Origin of the sequence: Sphingomonas sp. GM_Shp_2 (assembly GCF_026540875.1) — a bacterium.
Taxonomy (GTDB): Bacteria; Pseudomonadota; Alphaproteobacteria; order Sphingomonadales; family Sphingomonadaceae; genus Sphingomonas; species Sphingomonas carotinifaciens.
In genome coordinates this window covers 46,174-67,766 of record NZ_JALNUQ010000006.1, presented here as the reverse complement: position 1 = coordinate 67,766, position 21,593 = coordinate 46,174, and the positions used below count along the sequence as shown (strand labels likewise).

Sequence of the window (21,593 nt, the reverse complement as noted above, 5' to 3'; positions counted from 1 at the left end):
AGGCGGCTAGAGGCTGATTGTCCGACAGGCGGGACCGGATGCCGCCATCCCGAATTGACCTTCGCGCGCGACGCGTTAGCAGGGGACATGGACCGACCCATCGCGCTGTCGCGCTCGCTGTTCGCGCTTTCGATCTTTTACGGCGGCATGGTCTGCATTGCCGGCGTGCTGGGCAACAAGCAGGTGTCCCTGGGGCCGCTGGCGGTGGAGGCGGGCATCTTCGCCTTCCTGCTGCTCGTCGTCACCTCCAGCGCGGTGGCCGAGCTGCATGGCCGCGCGACCGCGAACCGGCTGGTGCAGGTGGGCTTCGTGCCGCTGCTCGTCTCGCTGTTCCTGTCCTGGGTGGTGTGGATCCTGCCGCCCTCGCCCGAAATGGTGCCGGCCAATCGCGACGCGATCCAGCTGATCCTGGGGACGACGTGGCGCATCTGGCTGGGCGGGATCGTCGCCTATGGCATTTCGCAAACGCTGAACGTGACGATCTTTGCCGCGCTGAAAGGTGCGGAGGGGAGCAAGCTGTTGTGGCTGCGCGCCGCGGTCGCCAGCATGCTGAGCCAGGTGGTCGACACGCTGCTGTTCGTCACCATCGCATTCTACGGCGAATTTCCGATCGGGCCGCTGATCGTGGGCCAGATGATCGCCAAGGTCGCGCTGTCCGCGCTGATCGTGCCGCCGCTGATCTATGTGTTCGTCGGACTGGGCCGGCGGCTGGATCGCGCCTGAGCCTTTCGCTAAGGGGCGCGGCATGACCGATCATACGCCCGACGCCGCCCTGCTCGCCAAGGCCGAGACGCTGACCGAGGCGCTGCCCTATCTGCAGCGCTATGCGGGCAAGACGTTCGTGGTGAAATATGGCGGCCATGCGATGGGCGACCCCGAGCGCCAGCGCGACTTCGCCGAAGACGTCGTGTTGTTGAAGGCGGTGGGGATCAATCCAGTCGTCGTGCATGGCGGCGGACCGCAGATCGGCGCGATGCTGAAGCGGCTGGGCGTCGAGTCGCAGTTCGTCAACGGCCTGCGCGTGACCGACAAGGAAACCGCGCACATCGCCGAGATGGTGCTGGCCGGATCGATCAACAAGGAAATCGTCAGCTGGATCGCGGCGGCCGGCGGCCGTGCGGTCGGCATCTCGGGCAAGGACGCCAGTCTGGTCACCGCGGAAAAGGTGCGGGGGCGCGAGGCCGATCCGCAACAGGGGATCGAGCGGCATGTCGACCTCGGTTTCGTCGGCGAGCCGGTATCGGTCGACCCGCGGCTGATCCACAGCCTGTCGGCGGACGGCATCATCCCCGTGATCGCGCCGATCGCGATCGGCACCGATGGCCATACCTACAACATCAATGCCGACACCATGGCGGGTGCGATCGCCGCGCGACTGGGCGCATCGCGCTTCTTCCTGCTGACCGACGTGGCGGGCGTGCTGGACAAGCAGGGCGAGCTGATGACCGACCTGAACCCGCAAGCGATCGCCGCGCTGCGCGCCGACGGCACGATTTCCGGGGGCATGATCCCCAAACTGGAGACCTGCGTATCTGCGGTCGAGGCGGGCGTGGATGCCGCGGTGATCCTGGACGGACGCGTGCCGCACGGGATGCTGCTGGAGATCTTTACCCGGCGCGGCGCGGGAACGCTGGTCCGGCGCTGAGAGTCCGTTTAGAAATGCGCTGTGGGCGCATTTCGCGGTGCCAGCCCGCTCCCCCACCCGACCTCCCACAGAGTATCCTTGATGGGAGGTCGGGTGGGGAGCGGACTGGCACCGCCCGAAATTGGCTCTTTCGCCAATTTCCAAAAAGCCTTTGAGGCGCCGGCACCACGGCCCGAAATATACCGCAGGCGTTGCCGGGCCAGCGCATGGGGCCTAGATAAACGGGCATCATCCAAACGGAGCGCGTGCGTTGATCTACATCCTCCAGATTCTCCAGATTCTGCTCAACGTCGCGTGGTGGATCATCATCGTGCAGGCGATCCTGTCGTGGCTGATCGCGTTCAACGTCATCAACACGTCGAACGACATGGTGCGGACGATCTGGTACGCGCTCCAGCGGATGACCGATCCGCTGTACCGGCCGGTACGGCGCATCCTGCCCGATTTCGGGGCGCTGGACCTGTCGCCCATGGTCGTGCTGCTGGCGATCATCATCCTGGACCGGCTGGTGGGCACGGCGATCATGCAGCAAAGCTACGGCGTCGTCGTCGGCTGATCCGCGGCCGTGCCGGCATGGACCCCACGGGAGGGCGGGTTGCAGATCGCCGTCCGGGTGACGCCGCGCGCCGGGCGCGACATGCTTGCATCCGGGACGGCCGACCATCTGGCCGCACGGCTGGCGGCGGCACCGGTCGATGGTGCGGCCAATGCAGCATTGATCGCGCTGGTCGCCAAGACCTTTGGCCTGCGGCGAGGGGCGGTGCGGCTGGTCGCGGGTGAGACGGCGCGGTTGAAGCGCCTGCATCTGGACGGGGACGCGGAGACGCTGGCGCGCACCGCCGCCGCGCTTTATGGCACTGGGGCATGAGCGCTACGATCATCGACGGCAAAGCCTATGCCGCGGGCCTGCGAGCCCGCATCGCCACCCAGGTCGAACCCTTCAAGGCGGCGGCCGGCCGCGCCCCCGGACTGGCGGTGGTGCTGGTCGGTGAGGATGCGGCCTCCAGCGTCTATGTCCGGTCCAAGGGCCGCGCGACGCGCGAAGCGGGGATGGAAAGCTTCGAGCATCGCCTGTCCGCCGATATCGACCAGGCGACGCTGATGGCCCTGGTCGCCGCGCTGAACGCCGATCCGGCGGTGGACGGCATCCTGGTGCAACTGCCGCTGCCTGCGCATCTCGATGCACAGGCGGTGATCCAGGCGATCGATCCGGACAAGGACGTCGACGGTTTCCACCCGGTCAATGCCGGGCGGCTGGCGACGGGCCTGCCGGGCTTCGTGCCGTGCACGCCGCTGGGCTGCCTGATGCTGCTGCGCGACGTGCATGGCACGCTGGCCGGGCTGGATGCGGTGGTGGTCGGCCGGTCCAACATCGTCGGCAAGCCGATGGCGCAACTGTTGCTGCAGGAAAGCTGCACCGTCACGATCGCGCACAGCCGCACCCGCGACCTGCCCGCCAAGGTGCGCGCGGCCGATATCGTCGTGGCGGCGGTGGGCATCCCGAAGCTGATCGAGGGTGGCTGGATCAAGCCGGGTGCAACGGTGATCGACGTCGGCATCAACCGTACCGAGACCGGGCTGGTCGGCGACGTGGATTTCGAGGGTGCGCGCGCCGTTGCCGGTGCGATCACGCCGGTGCCGGGCGGCGTCGGCCCGATGACCATCGCGGTGCTGCTGCGCAACACGCTGGTGTCCGCCGGGCGTCGGATGGGCGTGTCGATCGACGAAACCCTGCTGTGAACGGGCTGGTCGAACTCTATTTCTCGTCGCTCGTCACCTTTTTCGTGGTGATCGACCCGCCGGGCTGTGCGCCGATCTATGCCGGGCTGTCGGCCGGCGCGACGGCGACGCATCGCCGCGCGATGGCGGTGCGCGCGGTGGCGGTGGCGGCGGCGATCCTGTTCGTCTTTGCGCTGTTCGGCGAGGCGCTGCTCCACGGTCTGGGCATCGGCCTGCCCTCGTTCCGCATCGCGGGCGGGGTCATGCTGTTCCTGATCGCGCTGGAGATGGTGTTCGAGAAGCGCACGCAACGGCGCGAGGACCGGGCGGCAAAGGTGGCGGACGATCCGGAGGTCGAGGACGTGTCGATCTTCCCCATGGCGATGCCGATGATCGCGGGGCCGGGATCGATCGCGTCGGTGATGCTGCTGATGAGCCGGAACAGCGGGATCGAGCGGTCGCTGGTGGTGCTGGGGGCGATGGTGTCGATCCTGGTGCTGACGCTGATCGCGCTGCTGATGGCCGGGCCGCTGATGCGGCTGATGGGCGCCAAGATCGAGGCGGTGATCACCCGGTTGCTCGGCGTGCTGCTCGCCGCGCTGGCGGTGCAGTTCGTGATCGACGGGGTGACGGCCAGCCTGCGCTGAACGGGCGATCCCCCGCGCGCGCGAGTCTTTATATAGGGGCGACGCGCAAAACCCCGGTGGCTGCACGCCACCGGGGTTCCCTTGCGACCCGTGCTGGAACAGCGTCGGTCGGCCCCGGCACCCGAGTGGGGGCGCGGCGCCGGGGCTTCGGGCGGATTACTGCCCGAGCAGCTTGAGCACGCCTTGCGTGGACTGGTTCGCCTGGCTGAGCATCGCGGTCGATGCCTGGCTGAGGATCTGCGCCTTGGCGAGCGCGGTCGTTTCCTCCGAGAAATCGGTGTCCTCGATCCGGCTGCGCGCGTCCGACAGGTTGGTGACGTTGGCGGTCAGGTTGTTCACCGCCGACTGGATACGGTTCTGCGTCGCGCCGAGACCGGCGCGGACATTGGCGACCTTGCCGATCGCGGTGTCGAACTGTTCGAGCGTCGCGGTGGTCTTCACCGAACTGGTCGTAGGCGTCGCCGCACTCGGATCGCCCAGCACCATGACGTTGGTCAGCTCGGTGGCGGTGGTGAGGTCGCCGAACGTCATCGTGATGGCGTCGTTGCTGTTGGCGCCGGCCTGGATCGTCACGGCGCCCGCGGTCCCCGCCGATCCGTCGAGCAGCTTCTGCCCGTTGAACTGCGTGTTGCGGACGATGTTGGACACCTGTGCCGCGAGCGCGTCCTGCTCGGCAGAAATGTTCAGCTTGTCGTTGGCGGAATAGGTGCCGTTCGACTTCTGCACCGCCAGTTCGCGCATCCGCTGGAGCATGTTGCTGACCTCGTCCAGCGCGCCTTCGGCGGTCTGCGCCATCGAGATGCCGTCATTGGCGTTGCGGATGCCCTGGTTCATGCCCTTGATCTGCGCGCTCATCGAGGCGGCGATCGCGAGGCCGGCGGCATCATCCTTGGCCGAATTGATGCGCTTGCCGGTGGACAGGCGCTGCATCGAGGTGCTGAGCGAGTTGGTGGCGTTGGTGGACGCCGCCTGCGCGCGAAGCGCGCTGATGTTGCTTGCAATAACCGTCATGGTCATTCTCCGTCTCGAAGCTCTCCGCGCCCCCACGGCGAAGGTCGAGCTTCCACGACAGAGAACGGCCGTTCAGCCGCCACCTTTATAGAAAAGATTCTCATCGCCAAAATCCGGCCTTCCGCAGGGGAAGGCCGGTGTCGGTACCTGCCGCCCCGGCCGGGCCGAGGCGGTGGGATCGGGCCGGTTAGCCGAGCAGCTTCAGCACACCCTGCTGCGACTGGTTCGCCTGGCTGAGCATCGCGGTCGACGCCTGGCTGAGGATCTGCGCCTTGGCGAGTGCGGTCGTTTCTTCCGAGAAGTCGGTGTCCTCGATGCGGCTGCGGGCTTCCGACAGGTTGGTCGCGTTCGAAGTCAGGTTGTTGACCGCGGACTGGATGCGGTTCTGTGCGGCGCCGAGACCGGCGCGGACGTTGGCAACCTTGCCGATCGCGGTGTCGAACTGGGCGAGCGTTGCACTGGCATTGACCGAAGCAGGAACGGCCGGCGGGCCTGCGACGGCGGCGGTGATGACGTTGGTCACGGCCGCGTCGTCGGTAAGACGAGCCAGCGTCACCTCGATCTTGTCGCTGGCATTCGCGCCTGCCTGAATGCTGACCTTGCCATCAGTGCCTGCAGCCGGCGTGGCAGCGGTCGATCCGTCGAACAGCTTGATGCCGTTGAACGAGGTGTTGGACAGCACGTTGCTGATCTGCTGCGCGAGAGCGTCCTGCTCCGACTTGATGTTCGTCTTGTCGTTTGCCGAGTAGGTGCCGTTTTCCTTCTGCACCGCCAGTTCACGCATACGCTGCAGCATGTTGCTGACCTCGTCGAGCGCGCCTTCGCCGGTCTGGGCCAGCGAGATCGCGTCGTTCGCGTTGCGGATGCCTTGGTTCATGCCCTTGATCTGCGCGGTCATCGACGCCGAGATGGCGAGACCGGCGGCATCGTCCTTGGCCGAGTTGATGCGCTTGCCGGTGGACAGGCGCTGCATCGAATTGCCCAGCGCGTTCTGTGCCGAGGTCGATGCGGCGGTGGCGCGCAGCGCGCTGATGTTGCTGGCAATAACGGTCATTTCGGAAACTCCATCTCTTGCTCGGCGAACCTTTCCGATCCCCATCGGATCACCGAGCCGCCAAGTGGAGAAACGGCAAGGCGGCGGCAGGTTTTAGCCGGATGTCGGAAAAATCTTGCCGGTCTTGCCGGTTTGGTTGCCGCCGGGGCGCTCCTCGCGCGGGCGCGATGCGGGCCTGCGCGCGCGTGCTCACGCACGGGGGCGACGCGCCCGGAAATAGTTTGCCGGCAAGCGGCCGAATTAACCTTTTTTTGGGGACGAATCGAGCATTGGGGACGGCGAAAGGAATGTCCCTCCGATGCCGTCGATTCTTCCCTCTGCCGTTCTTGCGAAGCGCCGTTACGCGCTGCTGTCGTCGCTCCGCGCGCAGGGCATGACCGTGGTCGAAGGCGGCGCGGGCCAGCCGGGCGATACCTTCCTGGTCGCCGAGGACGAGGCGATCGCGGCGCCGGCGCGGACGATCGTGGTGGGGGATGCCGGGCGGCGGCTGGAGCGGCCCGGCAACGGGTTGCCGACGCGGATCGCGTTCGGGCCGGAGGACGGGGCGGTCGGCAACGGCTTCATGCGGGCGCTGCTGGCGGGGGCGGGCATGCCCACCGCGGCGGACCCGGAGAGCCTGGCGCTGTTCACGCTGGCCGAGCGCGTGGCGCAGGCCGACATCACCGTGCTGATCAACGGGCCGACCGGCACCGGCAAGGAAGTGCTGGCGCGCGCGATCCACGCCAATTCGGCACGCGCCGACAAGCCGTTCATCGCGATCAACTGCGCAGCACTTCCCGAGGCGATGCTGGAAGCGCTGCTGTTCGGGCACCAGAAGGGCGCGTTCACCGGTGCGTCGTCGGGCGGCGAGGGCTTCTTCCGCGCGGCCGATGGCGGCACGCTGCTGCTCGACGAGATCGCCGAGATGCCGCTGCAACTCCAGGCCAAGCTGCTGCGCGTGCTGCAGGAGCGCGAGGTGGTGCCGCTGGGCGCCAGCCTGCCGCAGGCGGTGGACGTGCGGGTGATCGCCTGCGCCAACCGCGACCTGCAGGCCGAGGTGGCGGCGGGCCGGTTCCGCGCCGACCTGTATTACCGGCTGGCGGTGTTTCCGCTGACCACCAAGGCGCTGGCCGAGCGTCGCGGCGACATCCCCGCGCTCGCCGCGACGATGATCCTGCGCCATGCCGGCAGCCGCAGCACCATTCCCTGGCCCACCGCCGAGGCGATCGAGACGCTGGTCGAGCATAGCTGGCCGGGCAATGTCCGCGAGCTGGAGAATGTGATCCAGCGCGCGCTGCTGTTCGCCGGCGGCGACACGATCGAGGCGAGCCATATCGTGTTCGACCGGCCGATGGTCGCCAACGATGTCGACCTGTCCTCCGCCGCGCAGCCCGCCGTGCCGGCGACGCTGGGCAAGGTGGTGCAGATGAGCGAGTTCGCCGCGATCCGCGAAACGCTGGCCGCATGCGGCGGCAGCCGGATGGAGACCGCGCGGCGGCTGGGGATTTCGGAGCGCACGCTGCGCTACCGCCTGGCCAAGGCGCGCGAGCAGGGCGAGGATGTCGGCCTGCCCGGGCGTAAGGCGCTGTCCGCATGAGTATCGGGGGCGTCAACGGCGCCATGGGCGTCGACCGGGTGATGGCGCTGCGCGCGCAGATCCTGGAGCGCAACCAGGCGCTGAAGGCCGCGGCACAGACCGGTGGCGCACAGGCCGCCGAGGGTGCAGCCGCGGCGGCCAGCGCGCAGCCGGCAAGCTTTGCCGACACGCTGAACGAGGCGGTCAAAAGCGTCAACGACAGCCAGCAACAGGCCGCCAAGCTGTCCGAAAGCTATGAGCGCGGCGAGACCATGGACATCGCCAAGGTGATGCTGGCGCGCCAGCAGGCCTCGGTCGGGTTCGAGGCGACGCTGCAAGTGAGAAATAAACTTTTGTCCGCCTACAAGGACATCATGAGCATGCCGGTGTAACATGAGCACAGCGCTGACACCCGCCAACCCCGCCACGCCGGGCGGCCCGCAACTCCCCGAACGCTTCGCGAACCCGTTGCGCCAGATCAAGGGCGTGCTGGCGCAGCCCGCCGTGCGCCGTTCCGCGCCGATGGCGCTGCTGATCGGCCTGATCGCGGCGGCGGCACTCGCCTGGATGAGCCTGTCCACCCCGCCGCAAAAGACGCTGTTCAGCAATTTGTCGGACGCGGACAAGCAGGCGGTGACCACCGCGCTGTCCACCGGCAACATCGCCAGCCGCATCGACGATGCGACCGGCGCGCTGACGGTGAGCGAGGAGGATTATTCCAAGGCGCGGATGCTGCTGGCGGGCCAGGGGCTGCCCAAGGAAGCACCGGGCGGCTACGCGATCCTGGACCAGTTGCCGATGGGCGTCAGCCGCGCGGTGGAGGGCGAGCGCCTGCGCCAGGCGCGCGAGAGCGAACTGGCGCGATCGATCCAGGAGATCGACGCGGTGGCCGAGGCGCGGGTGCACCTCGCCATGCCCGAGGCGTCGGTGTTCGTGCGCGACAGCGCGGCGCCGTCGGCGTCGGTGATCCTGAAGCTGAACGCCGGGCGGTCGCTGTCCGACGCGCAGGTGCAGTCGATCGTCAACCTCGTCGCCTCGTCGGTGCCGGGCATGAAGCCGTCGGGCGTGACGATCGTCGACCAGATGGGCGGGCTGCTGACCAAGGACGGCGCGGCCGCCGGCAATGGCGACGATCGCCGCATCGAGTTCCAGCGCCGGCTGGAGGACAAGTATCGCACCCAGCTCATCCAGTTGCTGACCCCGCTGGTCGGCAGCGGCAACTTCACCACCGAGGTGCAGGCCGAGGTCAATCTGGACGAGACCAGCGCGACACGCGAATCCTACGACAAGCAGGGCACCCTGCGGGCCGAGACGGGCAACTGGACGGGCAATCTGGCGAATGCGACGCCGCCGGGGGGCATTCCCGGTGCGCTGTCCAACACGCCGCCGCCGGCCAGCACCTTGCAGGTGCCGCCCAACCCCGCGCCGGGCACCCCCGGCACGCCGGAGAACCAGCCGGTGGCGGGTGGCGCGGCGCCCAATGCCGCCAAGCAGTCCGATACCTTCCAGCGCGCCTATGACCTGGGCAAGGAAGTGTCGGTGACGCGTGCCGCACCGGGCTCGATCAAGCGGCTGACCGTGGCGGTGCTGCTGCGCGATCCCACCACCGGCCGGCGCACCGCGATGGAGATCAACCAGATCAGCGATCTGGTGAAGAGCGCGGTCGGCTTCGACCAGGGGCGCAACGACAACGTCACCGTGATCAGCCGCAAGTTCGCCGATACGGGTGCCGCGACCGACGGCCCGGCCTGGTACGACAATGCCTGGCTGCCGGTGCTGGCGCGCAACGGCACCGCGATCGTGATCGCGCTGCTCGTCCTGTTGCTGGGCGTCCGCCCGCTGGTGAAGAGCATGACCAAGAAGAAGGAAGACGAGACCAAGGCGCTGCCGATGGGCGCGGCAGGCGAGGCGGAGGGCGAGGATGCCGCCGCCGTGACCGGGCCGGATGGCATCGCGGTGCAGCCGCCCGTGACGCTGGAGCAGATCGAGGCGACGCGCAATTTCGACGAGCGTATCGGCGCGGTGCGCGGCTTCACCCGTGACAACCCGGCGCGCGCGGCGCTGGCGGTGCGCGACATGATCAAGGCGGAAGCGAACTGATGGACGCCGAAGTTGCCGCGGGCGCGCGCACCTATACCGGCGTGGAGCGTGCCGCGGTCCTGATGATGCTGGTCGGCGAGGACGAAGCCGCCGCCATCCTGCAGAAGCTGGACCCGGACGAGGTGCGCGAACTGGGTCGCGCGATGTATGCCGTCGCCGATGTCAGCGAGCAGGAGGTCGAGGATGTGCTCGACACCTTCGTGTCCGCCGCCCGGCAGCGCGCGACCATCGCGTTCGAGCCGCGCCCGGTGGTGGAGGCGGTGATGAGCCGCGCGCTGGGGCCGGCCAAGGCGGACAGCGTGCTGGCGCGGATCACGCCGCCCGAGGCGGCCGCCGAAATCGAACTGCTCGCCTGGCTGGACCCGACCGACATCGCGGCGATGCTGGACAAGGAACATCCGCAGATCGCCGCGGTGGTGATCGCCAATTGCGATCCGGCGGTGGCGGGGCAGGTGCTGGAGCTGCTGCCCGATGCGGTGCAGCCCGACATCCTGCACCGCATCGCGCGGCTGGGCCCGGTGGCGCCCGAGGCGATCGACATGCTGCGCGACCTGATCACGCGGCAAAGCGGCAGCGGCCAGCAGGCGCAGGGCGTCACGCTGGGCGGCACGCGCGAGGCGGCCAAGATCCTGTCGAGCGCGCGCAAGGCGACCGAACAGCGCGTCATGCCCAAGCTGTTCAAGATCGATCGCGAACTGGCCAAGCAGATCGAGGAAGCGTTGTTCGTCTTCGAGAACCTGCTGGAGCTGGACGACAAGAATCTGGGCACGCTGATCCGCAACGTCGATGGCGACATTCTGGTCCGCTCGCTCAAGGGCGTGGACGAGGGCGTGCGCAACCGCTTCCTGGGCTGCATGTCGTCGCGCGCGGCCGACAATATGCGCGACGAGATCGAAGGGCGCGGGCCGATGAAGCTGTCCGAAGTGCTGGAAGCGCAAAAGGCGATGATCCAGATCGCCCGCAACCTGGCCAAGGACGGCACGATCGTGATGGGCGGCGGCGAGGACGACTATGTCTGATTTCATTGCCGGTTTCGCTGCGCGCCACGATGCGGCGGCGGCGGCCCTGCACCAGGCCTTCTCGCCCCAGCCGGCGGGTTTCGCGGCGGTCGACCTGATCGAGGTGCGCAGTCCTGTGGGCTTCACGCCGCGCGCGACCCCGGCCGGGCCGATGCCCGAGCCGGAGCCCGAGATGGTGGCGCCCAAGCATTTCAGCCCCGCCGACCGCGAAGCCAATCCGACCGCGGGTTGGGACATGATGGACCCGTGCCTGGACGCGACGCCGTTCATCGATCCGGTGGAGGCGGCGCATGCCGCGGGGTTTGCCGAGGGAATGGCGGCAGCGCAGGCGCAGGCGCAGTTGCAGGAGGATGCGCTGCTGGTGGGGATCCAGGCGGCGCTGAGCGGGGGGCGGATCGATCGCGAGGCGCTGGCGGGGCAGTTACGGCAGACGGTGCTGTTCCTGGTGTCGAAGCTGGTGGGCGAGGTCGGGGTCGCCGCCGAGCGGCTGGCCGGGCGCGTCGAGGTGGCGAGCGAGATGCTGGCCGATGCGGCGGAGTCCGCGCTGCTGCGCGTGCACCCCGACGATGTCGCGCTGCTGCAAGGGCGTTTGCCGGACACGGTTTTTCCGGTGGGTGACGCAAGCGTGGCGCGCGGCAGCTTCGTGCTGGAAAGCGCCTCCACCGTGGTCGAGGATGGCCCGGCCCTGTGGCTGGACCAGTTGGCGCAGGCGATGGACAGGGTGCCCGTTCCCGCATGCTGAACCGTTTCGCCGCCGATTACCTCGGAACGCTGGGCAGTGCCGATTTCACCGCGGCACCGCGCGTGTCCGGGCGCCTGTCCTCCTATGACGGATTGCTGATGGAGGCGGTCGGGCTGAACCTGGCGGTCGGCACGGTGTGCGAGGTCGGCGGCGAGGGCGATGCGCGGATCGAGGCGGAGGTGATCGGTTTCCGCAACGGCCGCACGCTGATGATGAACCTGGGCGGGCCGGCGCCGCTGCTGCCGCGCGCACCCGTCAGGCCGATGGGCGCGCCGGGCGAGGCGGAGGTGGGCGCCGCGATGCTGGGCCGCGTCGTCGACGGCGCGGGCAAGCCGATCGACGGACTGGGACCGATCCGGGGTGCGGCGCGCTGGCCGCTGGCGGGCAAGCTGCAATCGCCGCTGGACCGCGGCCGGGTGCTGGCGCCGATGGATGTCGGCGTGCGGGCGATCAACGGGCTCTTGACCATCGGCCTTGGCCAGCGGGTCGGCATCATGGCGGGATCGGGCGTCGGCAAGTCGGTGCTGCTGGGCATGATGGTGCGCGCGGCACAGGCGGACGTGATCGTCATCGGCCTGATCGGCGAGCGCAGCCGCGAGGTCGCCGACTTTCTGGAAACCAAGGTCGCGGGCGAGGCGCGGGCGCGGTCGGTGGTGGTCGCGGTGCCGGCCAATCATTCGCCGGTGCTGCGCATCCGCGGCGCCCTGCGCGCGACCGCGATCGCCGAGGCGTTCCGCGCCGAGGGCAAGAAGGTACTGCTGATCATGGATTCGCTGACCCGCGTCGCGCATGCGGGCCGCGAGATCGGGCTGGCACTGGGCGAGCCGGCCTCGGCGCGCGGATATCCGCCGTCCGCCATCGCGATGCTGCCCAACCTGATCGAGCGGGCGGGCGCCGATGCGCATGGGACGGGGTCGATCACCGCGATCTACACCGTGCTGGCGGACGGCGACGACGGCAACGACCCGGTGGTCGATTCGGCGCGCTCGATCCTGGACGGGCATATCGTGCTGAGCCGGCAACTGGCCGAGCGCGGCGTGTATCCGGCCATCGACATCGGTCCCTCGGTCAGCCGCGTGATGAACGATATCGTGTCCAAGCCGCATGCCAAGGCCGCACGCGTGCTGCGGCGGCATCTGGCGACCTATGAGGAAAATCGCGACCTGGTGCTGATGGGCGCGTACCGGGCGGGTACCGACGCCGCGATCGACAATGCGATCGCCGCGCATCCGGCGGTGATGGAATATATCCGGCAGGATTACGACAGCGCGGTGCCGATCGACATGGCGGTCGACGAGCTGGTCGGCGTGTTCGGCACCGACGGATGAGCAAGCGGCGCGAGGCGACGCTGGCGCGTATCCACCGGGTGCGCACGCTGCAGTTGAACCTGCGGATGGGGGATGAGGCGCGGGCCCGCGAGCAGGTGGCGAGCGAGCAGGCGCTTTCGGCGCGGATCGCCGGGCTGGTCGATGCGGTGGCGCCGGTGCCGACCGCGCCGTCGGCCAGTGTGTCGCTGATGGCGGCGGCGCATTTTCGCGAGCGGCTGCACCAGTCTGCCGAAATCGCGCTGCGCCGCATCGCGCAGGCCGAGCAGCAGGCGGACGCGGCGGCCGAACAGACCCGCAGCGCCAAGCGCGACCAGAGCGCGGTCGAAAAGCTGATCGAGCGGGCACAGGCCGCCGCCGTCATGCGCGAAATGCGCGCGCTGGAAGACGCGCCGGCCAATCGGAAGAACCGGCACGATCCTTGCTGATCCCGTTCTTCATGACGTTGGGGGTTCATCATGATTGAGATCGCGAGTGCGATCGGCCGCGCGCCCGCGCCCGCCGGGGCGACAGGGGCGATGCCGGTGGGCGACGGCGCGGCATTCGCGCTGTCGCTGGCGTCGTTCCTGTCGCTTCAGGAGGGGACGGCGGATGCCGCGGCGGTGCCGACACCGGCAGTGACCGGGCAGGATGATGCCACCGGCGGCAAGGCGTTGCCGGAGGGGACGGGGGCGTTGCCGGAAGAGGCGGGGGTCCTGCCGGCGATGGGCATGGTGCCGTTCATGGTGGCGATGCCGGTGGTGCCGGTGGTGCCGGTGGCGATCGATCCGGTTGCGCCGACCTCCACCGGGTCGCCGACGCCGGTGGCCGCCGAGCCGATGATGCCCGGCGTGGCGCAGGGCGGCGGTTCCCCACGGCCGGCGATGCTGGCCGGCACCGGCCTTGCCGTCGTGCAGCTTGCCACGGTCGCCGCCGAGGCGCCGGCGACGTTCGACGTGCCGGCGGCCGTGACGTCGCGGTCCGATGGGGCTCGCGCGTCGATCGATCCGGCGCCGGCAGCGGTCGCGTCCCCATCGACGCAGCCGTTGGCGGTGCCGGGTGGGGCCCCGGGCGGATCGGCACCGGTCGGATTCCCCGCCGGGGGGGACAAGATGGGCCTGCCCGCCGCGATGGCGACCGACAGGGGTCCGGTGGCGGGCGCAGCGCCGATGGCCATACCCGCGCGCTTCGCGAAGGCCGCGGCGGGAAGCGGTCTTCCCACCGGTGTGACGGTGGTCAAGCCCGGCACGGATGCCGTGCCCCGATCGGTGGCCGCAAATCCCGGCGCGCCGCTGGCGGTGCCCGTTCCGGCGCGCTTCGCCCTGCCGGTGACGACGCAGGCTGGTGCCGACAGGGGTGTGGCGCAGGCGCCGGTGGCGAACGATACCGGCGCAGCGGCAGCGCAACCGGCCGGCATAACCGTGCAGATGGAGCCCGGCGCGCCGTCTGCTCCGGCGTCGGTCCGACCGGCGGCGGTTTCGGGTGAGGCAACGCCATCATCCTTCGCGGCCCCGCAACCCGTCGGTGCAAGCCGGACGGGGCAGGGTGCGCCGGCGGCGATCCGGCCTGCGACGGGTTCGGATGGAGCCATGCAGATTTCGCCGGTAATGGATCGTGGCGCGGCGCCGCGATCGGCGACGGCGGATATGCCCCAGCCGATCAAGGCGGGGGATGCCGCCCCGGCGTTTCAGCTGTTCGCCAGCGCACTGCACCGCGATGCCGGGCTGCGGGAGGACAGGGGCGGGGCGATTGAGGCACCCCTGGCACCGGGGTTGGTCGCGCCGGTGGCAACGGTGCCGGCCACCGCCGCGGCGCAGGACGCGCCGCTCGACATGCGGCAGGACCAGTGGCCGCAGGGGATGATCGACCGCATCGAGGCGCTGCGCGATCAGGCGGATGCGAACGATACGCGCATCCGGCTGGTGCCCGACGCGCTGGGCACGATCGACATCGCGATCAGCCGCCGCGACGATCAGGTGCATGTCCGTTTCGAGGCGGAACAGGCGCAAACGCGCGCGATGCTGGCCCAGGCGCAACCGGAACTGACCGCCCTGGCGAGCGCGCGCGGGTTGAAGCTGGGCGAGGCCACGCCGGATGCACGCCAGATGACCGGCGGCGGGCAGGATATGGGACAAAATCCGGGGCAGGACCGGGCCTTTACCCAACAGCAGCATCAGCCGCGTACCCTGCGCAACCGCACATCGGCGGGGAGCCCTGCCGATTCGCTGCCTGACGACAGCGCCGCCGCGACACGAATCGCCTGAGGATAGAATGACATGAGCGACACCAAGGAAGACGCGCCCCCCAAGAAGAAGGGCAAGCTGGGCAAGATGCTGATCATGGGCGTCGGCCTGCTGGCGCTGCTCGGCGGCGGCATGGGCGCCGGGCTGTACGCCGCCAATTCCGGCCTGATCGGCGGCGGCGGGCATGGCGGGGCCGAGGATCATGGCCCCAAGCTGATCCCCAAGGCGGAGCAGAAGCGCAGCGCCGAGGGCGGCGAAGGCGGCGAACATGGCGGCGGCGGCGAGGGCGGTGGCGAATCGGGTGGCGGCCACGGCGAATCGGGCGAGGCCGCGCCGGAGGAGCATGCCGGCCTGCCCTCTCCCACGCCGGGCGTGGGGGGCGAGCGCTATGCCTCCAACTATTTCGCCATGGAAAAGGAGTTCACGTCGAACCTGACCGATTCGGTGCACTTCATCCAGGTCGGGATCGCGGTGTCGACGCCCTATGACGATACCGTCATCAACAACCTGAAAACCAACGACATCGCGGTCCGCTCGGCGATCCTGATGACGCTGGGCGACACGACGGAGGAACAGGTCTTCTCCAGCGCGGGCAAGAAGCAGCTCCAGAAGCGGCTGGCCGATTCAATCAACCAGGTTTTGCGGCAGAAAGAGGGGTTTGGCGGAATCAGTAACGTGTACTTTACCAATTTCGTTGTTCAGTGAGGCATGGTTAACGGCCCGGACATCGCAGAACGACGCGAGCGCGCCCGCCCCGCATCGGCCGATCACGGCCTGTTGGGCGAGGCGAAGCTCAATCCGTTCGGCGACCTCCACACGTTGCAGCACCTGTCCGCGCGCTATGCGCGGTCGCTCAGGAGCCTGTTCGAGCCGTTGTTGCGTCAGGAAGTGCGCAGTTGGGCCGAGCCGCTGGTCGTCCAGCGTTTCGCCGATTACCGGGCGGAGCGCGGCGACGCGCTGACCGCCTGGGTACCGCTGACCATGCCGCCACAGGCCGATCAGGGCCTGTGCGTGCTGGACGGACGGTTCGTGCTGGAATTGCTCGACCTGTTCTTCGGCGGGTCGGGTGCGGCACCGGCGATGCTGCCGAGCGAATTCTCGCCCGCGACTGAGGCGATGGTGGAACGGCTGGGCGCGATGCTGGTCGAGCCGCTGCGCCAGGCCTGGGAGCCGCTGGCCCGGATCGAGTTCGTGCCGGCGCGGCCCGAGGCGAGCGCGGCGATGCTGCCCGGCTTCGACGGTGACGACGCGATGATCGTCACCCGCTTCGGCATCGCGGCGGGCACCGCCCTGCCGGTGTTCATCGACCTGCTTTATCCGGTATCCGCGCTGAAGCCGCATGGCGCCGCGCTGACCGGCAAGGTGGTGTCCAAGCCCGTCGACACCGATCCGGGCTGGCGCAGCGAATTGACCCGCGCGGTGATGGGCGTGCGCTTCACCGTCCGCTCGGTGCTGGCCGAGCCGGTCGTGCCGCTCCAGACGCTGATGACGCTGAAGCCCGGCGACGTCATTCCGATCAGTTTCGGTCCCGAGGTTCCGGTGATGGTCGGCAACGACCTGCTGGGCACCGGCACCGTGGGCGCCGCCAACGGCCATGCCGCCGTGCGCCTGACCTCCCTAGTTCGCACCGAAGGATCGCTGCAATGAACGACATGACCGGCGGTTTTCCGATCGATGGATCGGTGACCGCCAATTTCCGGCTGCTCCAGGACGTGGACGTGAAGCTGACCGTCGAGATCGGATCGACGCAGCTGTCGCTGCGCGAGCTGCTGGCGCTGGGCGAATCGAGCGTGATCGAGCTGGACCGCCGCGCCAACGAACTGCTGGACGTGTTCGTCAACGGCACGCTGATCGGCCGGGGCGAGGTGGTGACGGTGGGCGACCGCTTCGGCGTGCGCATGACCGAGCTCGTCAATCCCGACAAGCGCGCCTGAGGCCCCGACGCCCATGATGTGGTCCTATATCCTGAAGCTGGTCGTGCTGTTGCCGCTCGTCTGCGGCCTGATGATCGGATGCCTTTATGCGTGGCGCAAGCTGGAGACGCGCCTGCCGGGCAAGACGCAGGCGCGCACGATCGCGGTCAAGGAGACGATGATGATCTCGCCCGGCCTGCGGCTGGCGGTGATCGATTTCGAGGGGCGGCGGCTGCTCGTCTCGGTCGGGCGCGGCGGGGTGACGCTGGTCGACAAGATCGACGCGGCGGGTGAGCCGAGCGGCCTCGGCCGCTTCGTGCCGGACAGGAACCACCGGGCATGAGCATCTCGGTCACGCGGCGCGGCACCGGGCCGGCGCTGATCCAGGGGCGCGCGCAGTCGCCGCGTGCGGGCGGCGGATTGCGGCTGATCTGGATCCTCTTGGCGATCGTGGTCGCCTTCTTCGTGGCGATGCCGGCCTTTGCGCAGGCGGCGCCCGCGGCCCCTCCCGCGCCGGGGGTGGGGGATGCGGTGGACCGCGCGCTGGGCCAGCTGGGCGGCGGGGGCACGGGCCAGTCCGGCTCGCTGTCGCTGTCGCTCCAGGTCCTGATCATCATGGGCCTGCTGACGATCCTGCCGGGCATCCTGTTGATGATGACCAGCTTTACCCGGATCGTGATCGTGCTGGCGGTGCTGCGCCAGGCGCTGGGCCTGCAACAGACGCCGCCCAACCAGGTGCTGATCGGCCTGTCGCTGTTCCTGTCGCTGTTCATCATGGCGCCGACGATCAACCAGATGAATAGCCAGGCCATCCAGCCCTATGCGGAAGGACGGCTGGCCGGCACGCAGATGATCCAGGCCGCCGGCGCGCCGCTCCACGCCTTCATGGCCAAGCAGACGCGGGTGAAGGACGTGACGATGTTCGCGCAGATGGCGAAATCGGGCCCCTATGCCTCGCCGAACGACATTCCCTATGCGGTGCTGCTCCCCGCCTTCGTCACCAGCGAACTGAAGACCGCGTTCCAGATCGGGTTCCTGATCTTTCTGCCGTTCATCGTCATCGATCTGGTGGTCGCCACCGTGCTGATGTCGCTGGGCATGATGATGTTGTCGCCCTCGATCATATCGCTGCCGTTCAAGCTGTTGCTGTTCGTGCTGGTCGATGGATGGGCGCTGACCATGGGCAGCCTGGCGAACAGTTTCGCGACATAGCGGGAATGCCGCGGGCCGCATCAGCCGGAACCTAGCCGCATCTTGTGCTTTCCGCAGGGAAAGGGAGCCTTATGCGCCATTTCATCACCGCCGCCGCGCTTGTCGCGCTGACCGCCACGCCCGCCCTTGCCCAGACGCGCGCCATCTCCGCGAGCGAGAAGGCGCAAGGGGCGCGGGCCAATCCCGAACTGCTCGCCGAATTCGGCGGGCCGTATCGGGGGCCGCAGGCGGCCTATGTCGAGCGGGTCGGCAAGCGGGTGGCGGTGCAGTCCGGCCTGTCGAACGCGCAGGGCGATTTCACCGTCACGCTGCTCAACTCGCCGGTGGAGAACGCGTTCGCGATCCCCGGCGGCTATGTCTATGTCACGCGGCAGTTGCTGGCGTTGATGAATTCCGAGGCCGAACTCGCCTCGGTGCTGGGGCACGAGGTCGGTCACGTCGCGGCGCGCCATTCGCAGGGGCGGCAGCGGGCATCGACGATCGGATCGATCCTGGCGGCGGGCGCAGGGCTTCTCACCGGCAGCAACCTGATCGGGCAGGGGGTGAGCAGCGCGGCGCAACTGGGCGTGCTGGGCTATGGCCGCAACCAGGAATATCAGGCGGACGGGCTGGGCGTGCGCTACATCACCGCGGCCGGCTACGACCCCTATGCCGCCGCCGACATGCTGTCGGCGCTGGGTGCGTCCTCGCAACTGGCGCAGCGGACCTCGGGCCGCGACGCGACCGCGGTGCCGAGCTGGTTTTCGACCCACCCCAACAGCGAGGACCGGGTGCGCCGCGCGGTGAAGCTGGCGGCGGAAACGGGCCGGCCGGAGACGAACCCGGCGCAGGATACGGGCTTTCTGCGGATGCTGGACGGGCTGCCCTATGACGACGATCCGTCGCAGGGGGTGATCGACGGGCAGACCTTCCGCCATCCGGACCTGCGGCTGCGCTTCTCCGCTCCCAGCGGATACCAGATCGCCAACGGCACCGATGCGGTGACCGTCGCCGGGCAGGGCGGGCAGGCGCAGTTCCAGATCGGGCGCGGCAACGACCTGGCCGCGGCGATCAACGCGCGTTTCGCGACGCTGGCGGGCAATGCATCTTCGGCCGCCCCGGCGGGCGAGTTGCGGAGCGGAACGGCGAACGGCCTGTCCTATGCCTATCGCACCGCGCGGGCATCGGCCAACAACCGGGCGGTGGATGCGACGGTGGTCGCCTATCGCTTCCCCTCGGCGATCTATACCTTCACGCTGGTGACGCCGGCGGGCAGCGGGGTCGGGCCGTTCGCGCCGCTGCTCGACAGCGTCGCCACGCTGACCCCGGCGGAAGCGGCGGCGATCAAGGGCAAGCGGGTGCGGATCGTGACGGTAAAGGCCGGCGACACCGTCGACAGCCTGGCGCGGCAGATGGCGTACCGGGATTATCAGCGCGAGCGGTTCATCACGCTGAACGGGCTGGACCCCGACGCGCCGCTGACGCCCGGCCATCTGGTGAAGGTGATCGTCAACGGGTGACGCGCGACCCGCGCGCGGCTACACCGCCGCGATCATGAATCGTCCCGCGCTGTCCGTCGTCATCCCCTGCTACAACGAAGCCGCGTGCCTGGCGCTGCTCCATGCCCGCGTGTCGGCGGCGGCACGTGCGGCGGTGGGCGAGGATTACGAGATCGTCCTCATCAACGACGGATCGCGCGACGAGAGCTGGGCGGTGATGCAGCAACTGTCCGCTGCGGACCCCCGGCTGGTGGCGATCAACCTGTCGCGCAACCATGGCCACCAACTGGCACTGACCGCCGGCCTGGACCTGTGCAGCGGTGCGCAGATCCTGATCATCGATGCCGATTTGCAGGACCCGCCCGAACTGCTGGCCGACATGCGGCGCACGATGGTCGAGCAGGATGCCGATGTGGTCTATGCGGTGCGGCGCAAGCGGGCGGGCGAGACGCTGTTCAAGAAGGCGACGGCGGCGATCTTCTACCGGATGCTCGACCGGATGACGGATACCGCGATCCCGCTGGATACCGGCGATTTCCGCCTGATGAGTCGCCGGGCGCTGGACGCGCTGATGTCGCTGCCCGAACAGGCGCGCTTCATCCGCGGCATGGTGGCATGGGTCGGGTTCCGGCAGGTGCCCTTCGCCTATGACCGCGCCGAGCGGCATGCGGGCGAAACCAACTATCCGCTGGGCAAGATGATGCGCCTCGCCTTCGATGCGGTGACGGGGTTTTCCACCGCGCCGCTGCGCTGGGCAAGCCATGTCGGGCTGGCGCTGACCGCGGTGTCGCTGCTGCTGATCGTCTATATCGCGGTGGGCTGGCTATCGGGATCGGCGGTGCAGGGCTGGACCTCGACCATGCTGGTCAACGTGGTGCTGGGCGCGGTGCAGATGTTCGTGCTGGGGATGATCGGCGAATATCTGGGGCGGCTGTATATCGAGTCGAAGCGGCGGCCGCTGTATATCGTGGCCGATGTCGCCGGGCCGGTGCAGGGGCGGGCGACGCTGGGGTTCCGGGTGGAGCCGGTGGGGGTGGTCGAGCCCACGCTTCCTCCTGCACCCGTTCGCCCCGAGTAGTCGTCGAGTAGCGGCAACGCCGCGTATCGAGACGGCGTATCGAGGGGCATGACCCGTAGCGCCGGGTGTCTCGATACGAGCCCTCGATACGGCTCTGCGAGCCTACTCGGTCTCTACTCGACACGAACGGTTTCTTGAAAACCGTTATTTTGGCTCCGCCAGCGTGACGATCGAGACGCCGGGGGTCATCGGCAGGCGGCCGACGAGGTGGCGCTCCAGGCGGAAGATGGTCTCGAACGCGGCGTTGAGCGGTTTGGGCGGGGGCGAATCGTCGCTGTCGTCGCGGCCCGTCATGCGGCCGGCGAGGCGCGCGGCGGCGGCGAGCGGGAAGAGCAGCGAGTTGAAATAGGTCAGCTTCTTCGCGTGCAGGCCGGCCCGCTCGATCGCGGCGGCCAGCGTCGCCTTGGAATAGCGGCGGTGGTGATGGTTCACCACGTCGTGCGCGGACCACATCCATTGATGCGCCGGCACCGCGATCAGGATCTTGCCGCCCGGCTTCAACAGGCCACCCATCGCCTTCAGGGCGGCGACGTCATCCTCGATATGCTCGACCACGTCGAGCACCGCGACGAGGTCGTAGGCGCCGCGCTCGACACCGGGAAGCGCGGGGAGGGGCGCGTCGCCCACCGGGCGGCCGAGGCGTTCGCCGGCGATGGCGCGGGCGGCGGGGTCGATCTCGATCGCCTCGACCCGGCCGAAACCGCTCAGCATCGGCAGGTTGTGGCCGGTGCCGCAGCCGATTTCCAGGATGCGCGCATCGGCCGGCAGCGCGGCGTAGCGGGTGAGGTAATCGGCCAGGATGTCGCGGCGGGCGCGGTACCACCAATGGGTGGAATCATGCGCGGCCATACGGTCGTAAACGATGCGGTCCAT

Annotated in this window: 24 protein-coding genes; 21 read left to right on the top strand and 3 right to left on the bottom strand. The window is 68.9% G+C overall.

The window, feature by feature from the left end; all coding sequences use genetic code 11:
- The first annotated feature begins 87 nt into the window (after positions 1-87).
- The 6 genes from OXR08_RS03695 (at position 88) to OXR08_RS03670 (ending at position 4,011) form a co-directional block, all read left to right on the top strand.
- Complete coding sequence (locus OXR08_RS03695; protein ID WP_112381688.1) at positions 88-723, top strand: queuosine precursor transporter; 636 nt, start codon at positions 88-90, stop codon at positions 721-723.
- A 22-nt stretch (positions 724-745) separates the two neighbouring features.
- Positions 746-1,645, top strand: a complete 900-nt coding sequence (gene argB, locus OXR08_RS03690; protein WP_112381687.1) for an acetylglutamate kinase — start codon at positions 746-748, stop codon at positions 1,643-1,645.
- Positions 1,646-1,895: 250 nt separating this feature from the next.
- Positions 1,896-2,201, top strand: a complete 306-nt coding sequence (locus tag OXR08_RS03685) for a YggT family protein (protein ID WP_149681333.1) — start codon at positions 1,896-1,898, stop codon at positions 2,199-2,201.
- A 39-nt stretch (positions 2,202-2,240) separates the two neighbouring features.
- Positions 2,241-2,513 carry a DUF167 domain-containing protein gene (locus OXR08_RS03680; protein WP_267347734.1) on the top strand — a complete coding sequence of 91 codons (273 nt, stop codon included), beginning with the start codon at positions 2,241-2,243 and terminating at the stop codon, positions 2,511-2,513.
- The gene (folD, locus tag OXR08_RS03675; protein WP_149681331.1) at positions 2,510-3,385 is read left to right on the top strand and encodes a bifunctional methylenetetrahydrofolate dehydrogenase/methenyltetrahydrofolate cyclohydrolase FolD; all 876 of its coding nucleotides are present in this window, start codon (positions 2,510-2,512) and stop codon (positions 3,383-3,385) included. The genes OXR08_RS03680 and folD overlap by 4 nt, the downstream gene beginning before the upstream one ends.
- Before the next feature lie 5 nt (positions 3,386-3,390).
- Complete coding sequence (locus tag OXR08_RS03670) at positions 3,391-4,011, top strand: MarC family protein (protein ID WP_267347854.1); 621 nt, start codon at positions 3,391-3,393, stop codon at positions 4,009-4,011.
- 156 nt (positions 4,012-4,167) lie between these two features.
- Here the strand turns inward: OXR08_RS03670 and OXR08_RS03665 are convergent, their stop codons facing one another.
- The gene (locus OXR08_RS03665) at positions 4,168-5,022 is read right to left on the bottom strand and encodes a flagellin (protein WP_276589315.1); all 855 of its coding nucleotides are present in this window, start codon (positions 5,020-5,022) and stop codon (positions 4,168-4,170) included.
- A 187-nt stretch (positions 5,023-5,209) separates the two neighbouring features.
- Positions 5,210-6,076 carry a flagellin gene (locus OXR08_RS03660; RefSeq protein ID WP_267347729.1) on the bottom strand — a complete coding sequence of 289 codons (867 nt, stop codon included), beginning with the start codon at positions 6,074-6,076 and terminating at the stop codon, positions 5,210-5,212.
- A 298-nt stretch (positions 6,077-6,374) separates the two neighbouring features.
- On the opposite strand from OXR08_RS03660, the gene OXR08_RS03655 reads away from it, so the two are divergent.
- The 15 genes from OXR08_RS03655 (at position 6,375) to OXR08_RS03585 (ending at position 20,720) form a co-directional block, all read left to right on the top strand.
- A complete protein-coding gene (locus tag OXR08_RS03655) occupies positions 6,375-7,652 on the top strand; it encodes a sigma-54 dependent transcriptional regulator (protein ID WP_112381681.1) in 1,278 nt (425 codons plus the stop codon).
- Complete coding sequence (gene fliE / locus OXR08_RS03650; RefSeq protein WP_112381680.1) at positions 7,649-8,023, top strand: flagellar hook-basal body complex protein FliE; 375 nt, start codon at positions 7,649-7,651, stop codon at positions 8,021-8,023. The genes OXR08_RS03655 and fliE overlap by 4 nt, the downstream gene beginning before the upstream one ends.
- 1 nt (position 8,024) lies before the next feature.
- A complete protein-coding gene (gene fliF / locus OXR08_RS03645) occupies positions 8,025-9,731 on the top strand; it encodes a flagellar basal-body MS-ring/collar protein FliF (RefSeq protein ID WP_267347724.1) in 1,707 nt (568 codons plus the stop codon).
- On the top strand, positions 9,731-10,750 hold the full coding sequence (fliG, locus tag OXR08_RS03640) for a flagellar motor switch protein FliG (protein WP_112381678.1): 1,020 nt from the start codon (positions 9,731-9,733) through the stop codon (positions 10,748-10,750). The genes fliF and fliG overlap by 1 nt, the downstream gene beginning before the upstream one ends.
- Positions 10,743-11,492 (top strand): FliH/SctL family protein, encoded by a 750-nt coding sequence (locus OXR08_RS03635; protein ID WP_112381677.1) that lies wholly within the window; start codon positions 10,743-10,745, stop codon positions 11,490-11,492. The genes fliG and OXR08_RS03635 overlap by 8 nt, the downstream gene beginning before the upstream one ends.
- Positions 11,486-12,820, top strand: coding sequence for a FliI/YscN family ATPase (locus tag OXR08_RS03630; RefSeq protein ID WP_267347720.1), 1,335 nt, complete (start codon positions 11,486-11,488; stop codon positions 12,818-12,820). Before OXR08_RS03635 ends, OXR08_RS03630 begins: the two co-directional genes overlap by 7 nt.
- The gene (locus tag OXR08_RS03625; RefSeq protein WP_267347718.1) at positions 12,817-13,245 is read left to right on the top strand and encodes a hypothetical protein; all 429 of its coding nucleotides are present in this window, start codon (positions 12,817-12,819) and stop codon (positions 13,243-13,245) included. Before OXR08_RS03630 ends, OXR08_RS03625 begins: the two co-directional genes overlap by 4 nt.
- Before the next feature lie 30 nt (positions 13,246-13,275).
- Entirely contained in the window at positions 13,276-15,060 is a 1,785-nt protein-coding gene (locus OXR08_RS03620) for a flagellar hook-length control protein FliK (RefSeq protein ID WP_267347716.1), read from the top strand.
- A 12-nt stretch (positions 15,061-15,072) separates the two neighbouring features.
- Positions 15,073-15,744 (top strand): flagellar basal body-associated FliL family protein, encoded by a 672-nt coding sequence (locus tag OXR08_RS03615; RefSeq protein WP_267347714.1) that lies wholly within the window; start codon positions 15,073-15,075, stop codon positions 15,742-15,744.
- 3 nt (positions 15,745-15,747) lie between these two features.
- Positions 15,748-16,686 carry a flagellar motor switch protein FliM gene (locus tag OXR08_RS03610; protein ID WP_112381672.1) on the top strand — a complete coding sequence of 313 codons (939 nt, stop codon included), beginning with the start codon at positions 15,748-15,750 and terminating at the stop codon, positions 16,684-16,686.
- Complete coding sequence (gene fliN, locus OXR08_RS03605; RefSeq protein ID WP_112381671.1) at positions 16,683-16,973, top strand: flagellar motor switch protein FliN; 291 nt, start codon at positions 16,683-16,685, stop codon at positions 16,971-16,973. The genes OXR08_RS03610 and fliN overlap by 4 nt, the downstream gene beginning before the upstream one ends.
- Before the next feature lie 13 nt (positions 16,974-16,986).
- Entirely contained in the window at positions 16,987-17,295 is a 309-nt protein-coding gene (locus tag OXR08_RS03600; protein WP_112381670.1) for a flagellar biosynthetic protein FliO, read from the top strand.
- On the top strand, positions 17,292-18,164 hold the full coding sequence (fliP, locus tag OXR08_RS03595) for a flagellar type III secretion system pore protein FliP (protein WP_267347710.1): 873 nt from the start codon (positions 17,292-17,294) through the stop codon (positions 18,162-18,164). The genes OXR08_RS03600 and fliP overlap by 4 nt, the downstream gene beginning before the upstream one ends.
- A 71-nt stretch (positions 18,165-18,235) precedes the next feature.
- Positions 18,236-19,663 carry a M48 family metalloprotease gene (locus OXR08_RS03590; protein ID WP_149681324.1) on the top strand — a complete coding sequence of 476 codons (1,428 nt, stop codon included), beginning with the start codon at positions 18,236-18,238 and terminating at the stop codon, positions 19,661-19,663.
- Between the two features lie 34 nt (positions 19,664-19,697).
- Positions 19,698-20,720 carry a glycosyltransferase family 2 protein gene (locus tag OXR08_RS03585; RefSeq protein ID WP_267347706.1) on the top strand — a complete coding sequence of 341 codons (1,023 nt, stop codon included), beginning with the start codon at positions 19,698-19,700 and terminating at the stop codon, positions 20,718-20,720.
- A gap of 144 nt (positions 20,721-20,864) precedes the next feature.
- Here the strand turns inward: OXR08_RS03585 and OXR08_RS03580 are convergent, their stop codons facing one another.
- Entirely contained in the window at positions 20,865-21,593 is a 729-nt protein-coding gene (locus OXR08_RS03580) for a class I SAM-dependent methyltransferase (protein ID WP_267347704.1), read from the bottom strand.

Coding starts and splice junctions, on each gene's coding strand:
- OXR08_RS03695 (WP_112381688.1), top strand. CDS start 88: ATGGACCGACCCATCGCGCTGTCGCGCTCGCTGTTCGCGCTTTCGATC.
- argB (WP_112381687.1), top strand. CDS start 746: ATGACCGATCATACGCCCGACGCCGCCCTGCTCGCCAAGGCCGAGACG.
- folD (WP_149681331.1), top strand. CDS start 2,510: ATGAGCGCTACGATCATCGACGGCAAAGCCTATGCCGCGGGCCTGCGA.
- OXR08_RS03665 (WP_276589315.1), bottom strand. CDS start 5,022: ATGACGGTTATTGCAAGCAACATCAGCGCGCTTCGCGCGCAGGCGGCG.
- OXR08_RS03660 (WP_267347729.1), bottom strand. CDS start 6,076: ATGACCGTTATTGCCAGCAACATCAGCGCGCTGCGCGCCACCGCCGCA.
- OXR08_RS03655 (WP_112381681.1), top strand. CDS start 6,375: ATGCCGTCGATTCTTCCCTCTGCCGTTCTTGCGAAGCGCCGTTACGCG.
- fliE (WP_112381680.1), top strand. CDS start 7,649: ATGAGTATCGGGGGCGTCAACGGCGCCATGGGCGTCGACCGGGTGATG.
- fliF (WP_267347724.1), top strand. CDS start 8,025: ATGAGCACAGCGCTGACACCCGCCAACCCCGCCACGCCGGGCGGCCCG.
- fliG (WP_112381678.1), top strand. CDS start 9,731: ATGGACGCCGAAGTTGCCGCGGGCGCGCGCACCTATACCGGCGTGGAG.
- OXR08_RS03635 (WP_112381677.1), top strand. CDS start 10,743: ATGTCTGATTTCATTGCCGGTTTCGCTGCGCGCCACGATGCGGCGGCG.
- OXR08_RS03630 (WP_267347720.1), top strand. CDS start 11,486: ATGCTGAACCGTTTCGCCGCCGATTACCTCGGAACGCTGGGCAGTGCC.
- OXR08_RS03625 (WP_267347718.1), top strand. CDS start 12,817: ATGAGCAAGCGGCGCGAGGCGACGCTGGCGCGTATCCACCGGGTGCGC.
- OXR08_RS03620 (WP_267347716.1), top strand. CDS start 13,276: ATGATTGAGATCGCGAGTGCGATCGGCCGCGCGCCCGCGCCCGCCGGG.
- OXR08_RS03615 (WP_267347714.1), top strand. CDS start 15,073: ATGAGCGACACCAAGGAAGACGCGCCCCCCAAGAAGAAGGGCAAGCTG.
- OXR08_RS03610 (WP_112381672.1), top strand. CDS start 15,748: ATGGTTAACGGCCCGGACATCGCAGAACGACGCGAGCGCGCCCGCCCC.
- fliN (WP_112381671.1), top strand. CDS start 16,683: ATGAACGACATGACCGGCGGTTTTCCGATCGATGGATCGGTGACCGCC.
- OXR08_RS03600 (WP_112381670.1), top strand. CDS start 16,987: ATGATGTGGTCCTATATCCTGAAGCTGGTCGTGCTGTTGCCGCTCGTC.
- fliP (WP_267347710.1), top strand. CDS start 17,292: ATGAGCATCTCGGTCACGCGGCGCGGCACCGGGCCGGCGCTGATCCAG.
- OXR08_RS03590 (WP_149681324.1), top strand. CDS start 18,236: ATGCGCCATTTCATCACCGCCGCCGCGCTTGTCGCGCTGACCGCCACG.
- OXR08_RS03585 (WP_267347706.1), top strand. CDS start 19,698: ATGAATCGTCCCGCGCTGTCCGTCGTCATCCCCTGCTACAACGAAGCC.
- OXR08_RS03580 (WP_267347704.1), bottom strand. CDS start 21,593: ATGGACCGCATCGTTTACGACCGTATGGCCGCGCATGATTCCACCCAT.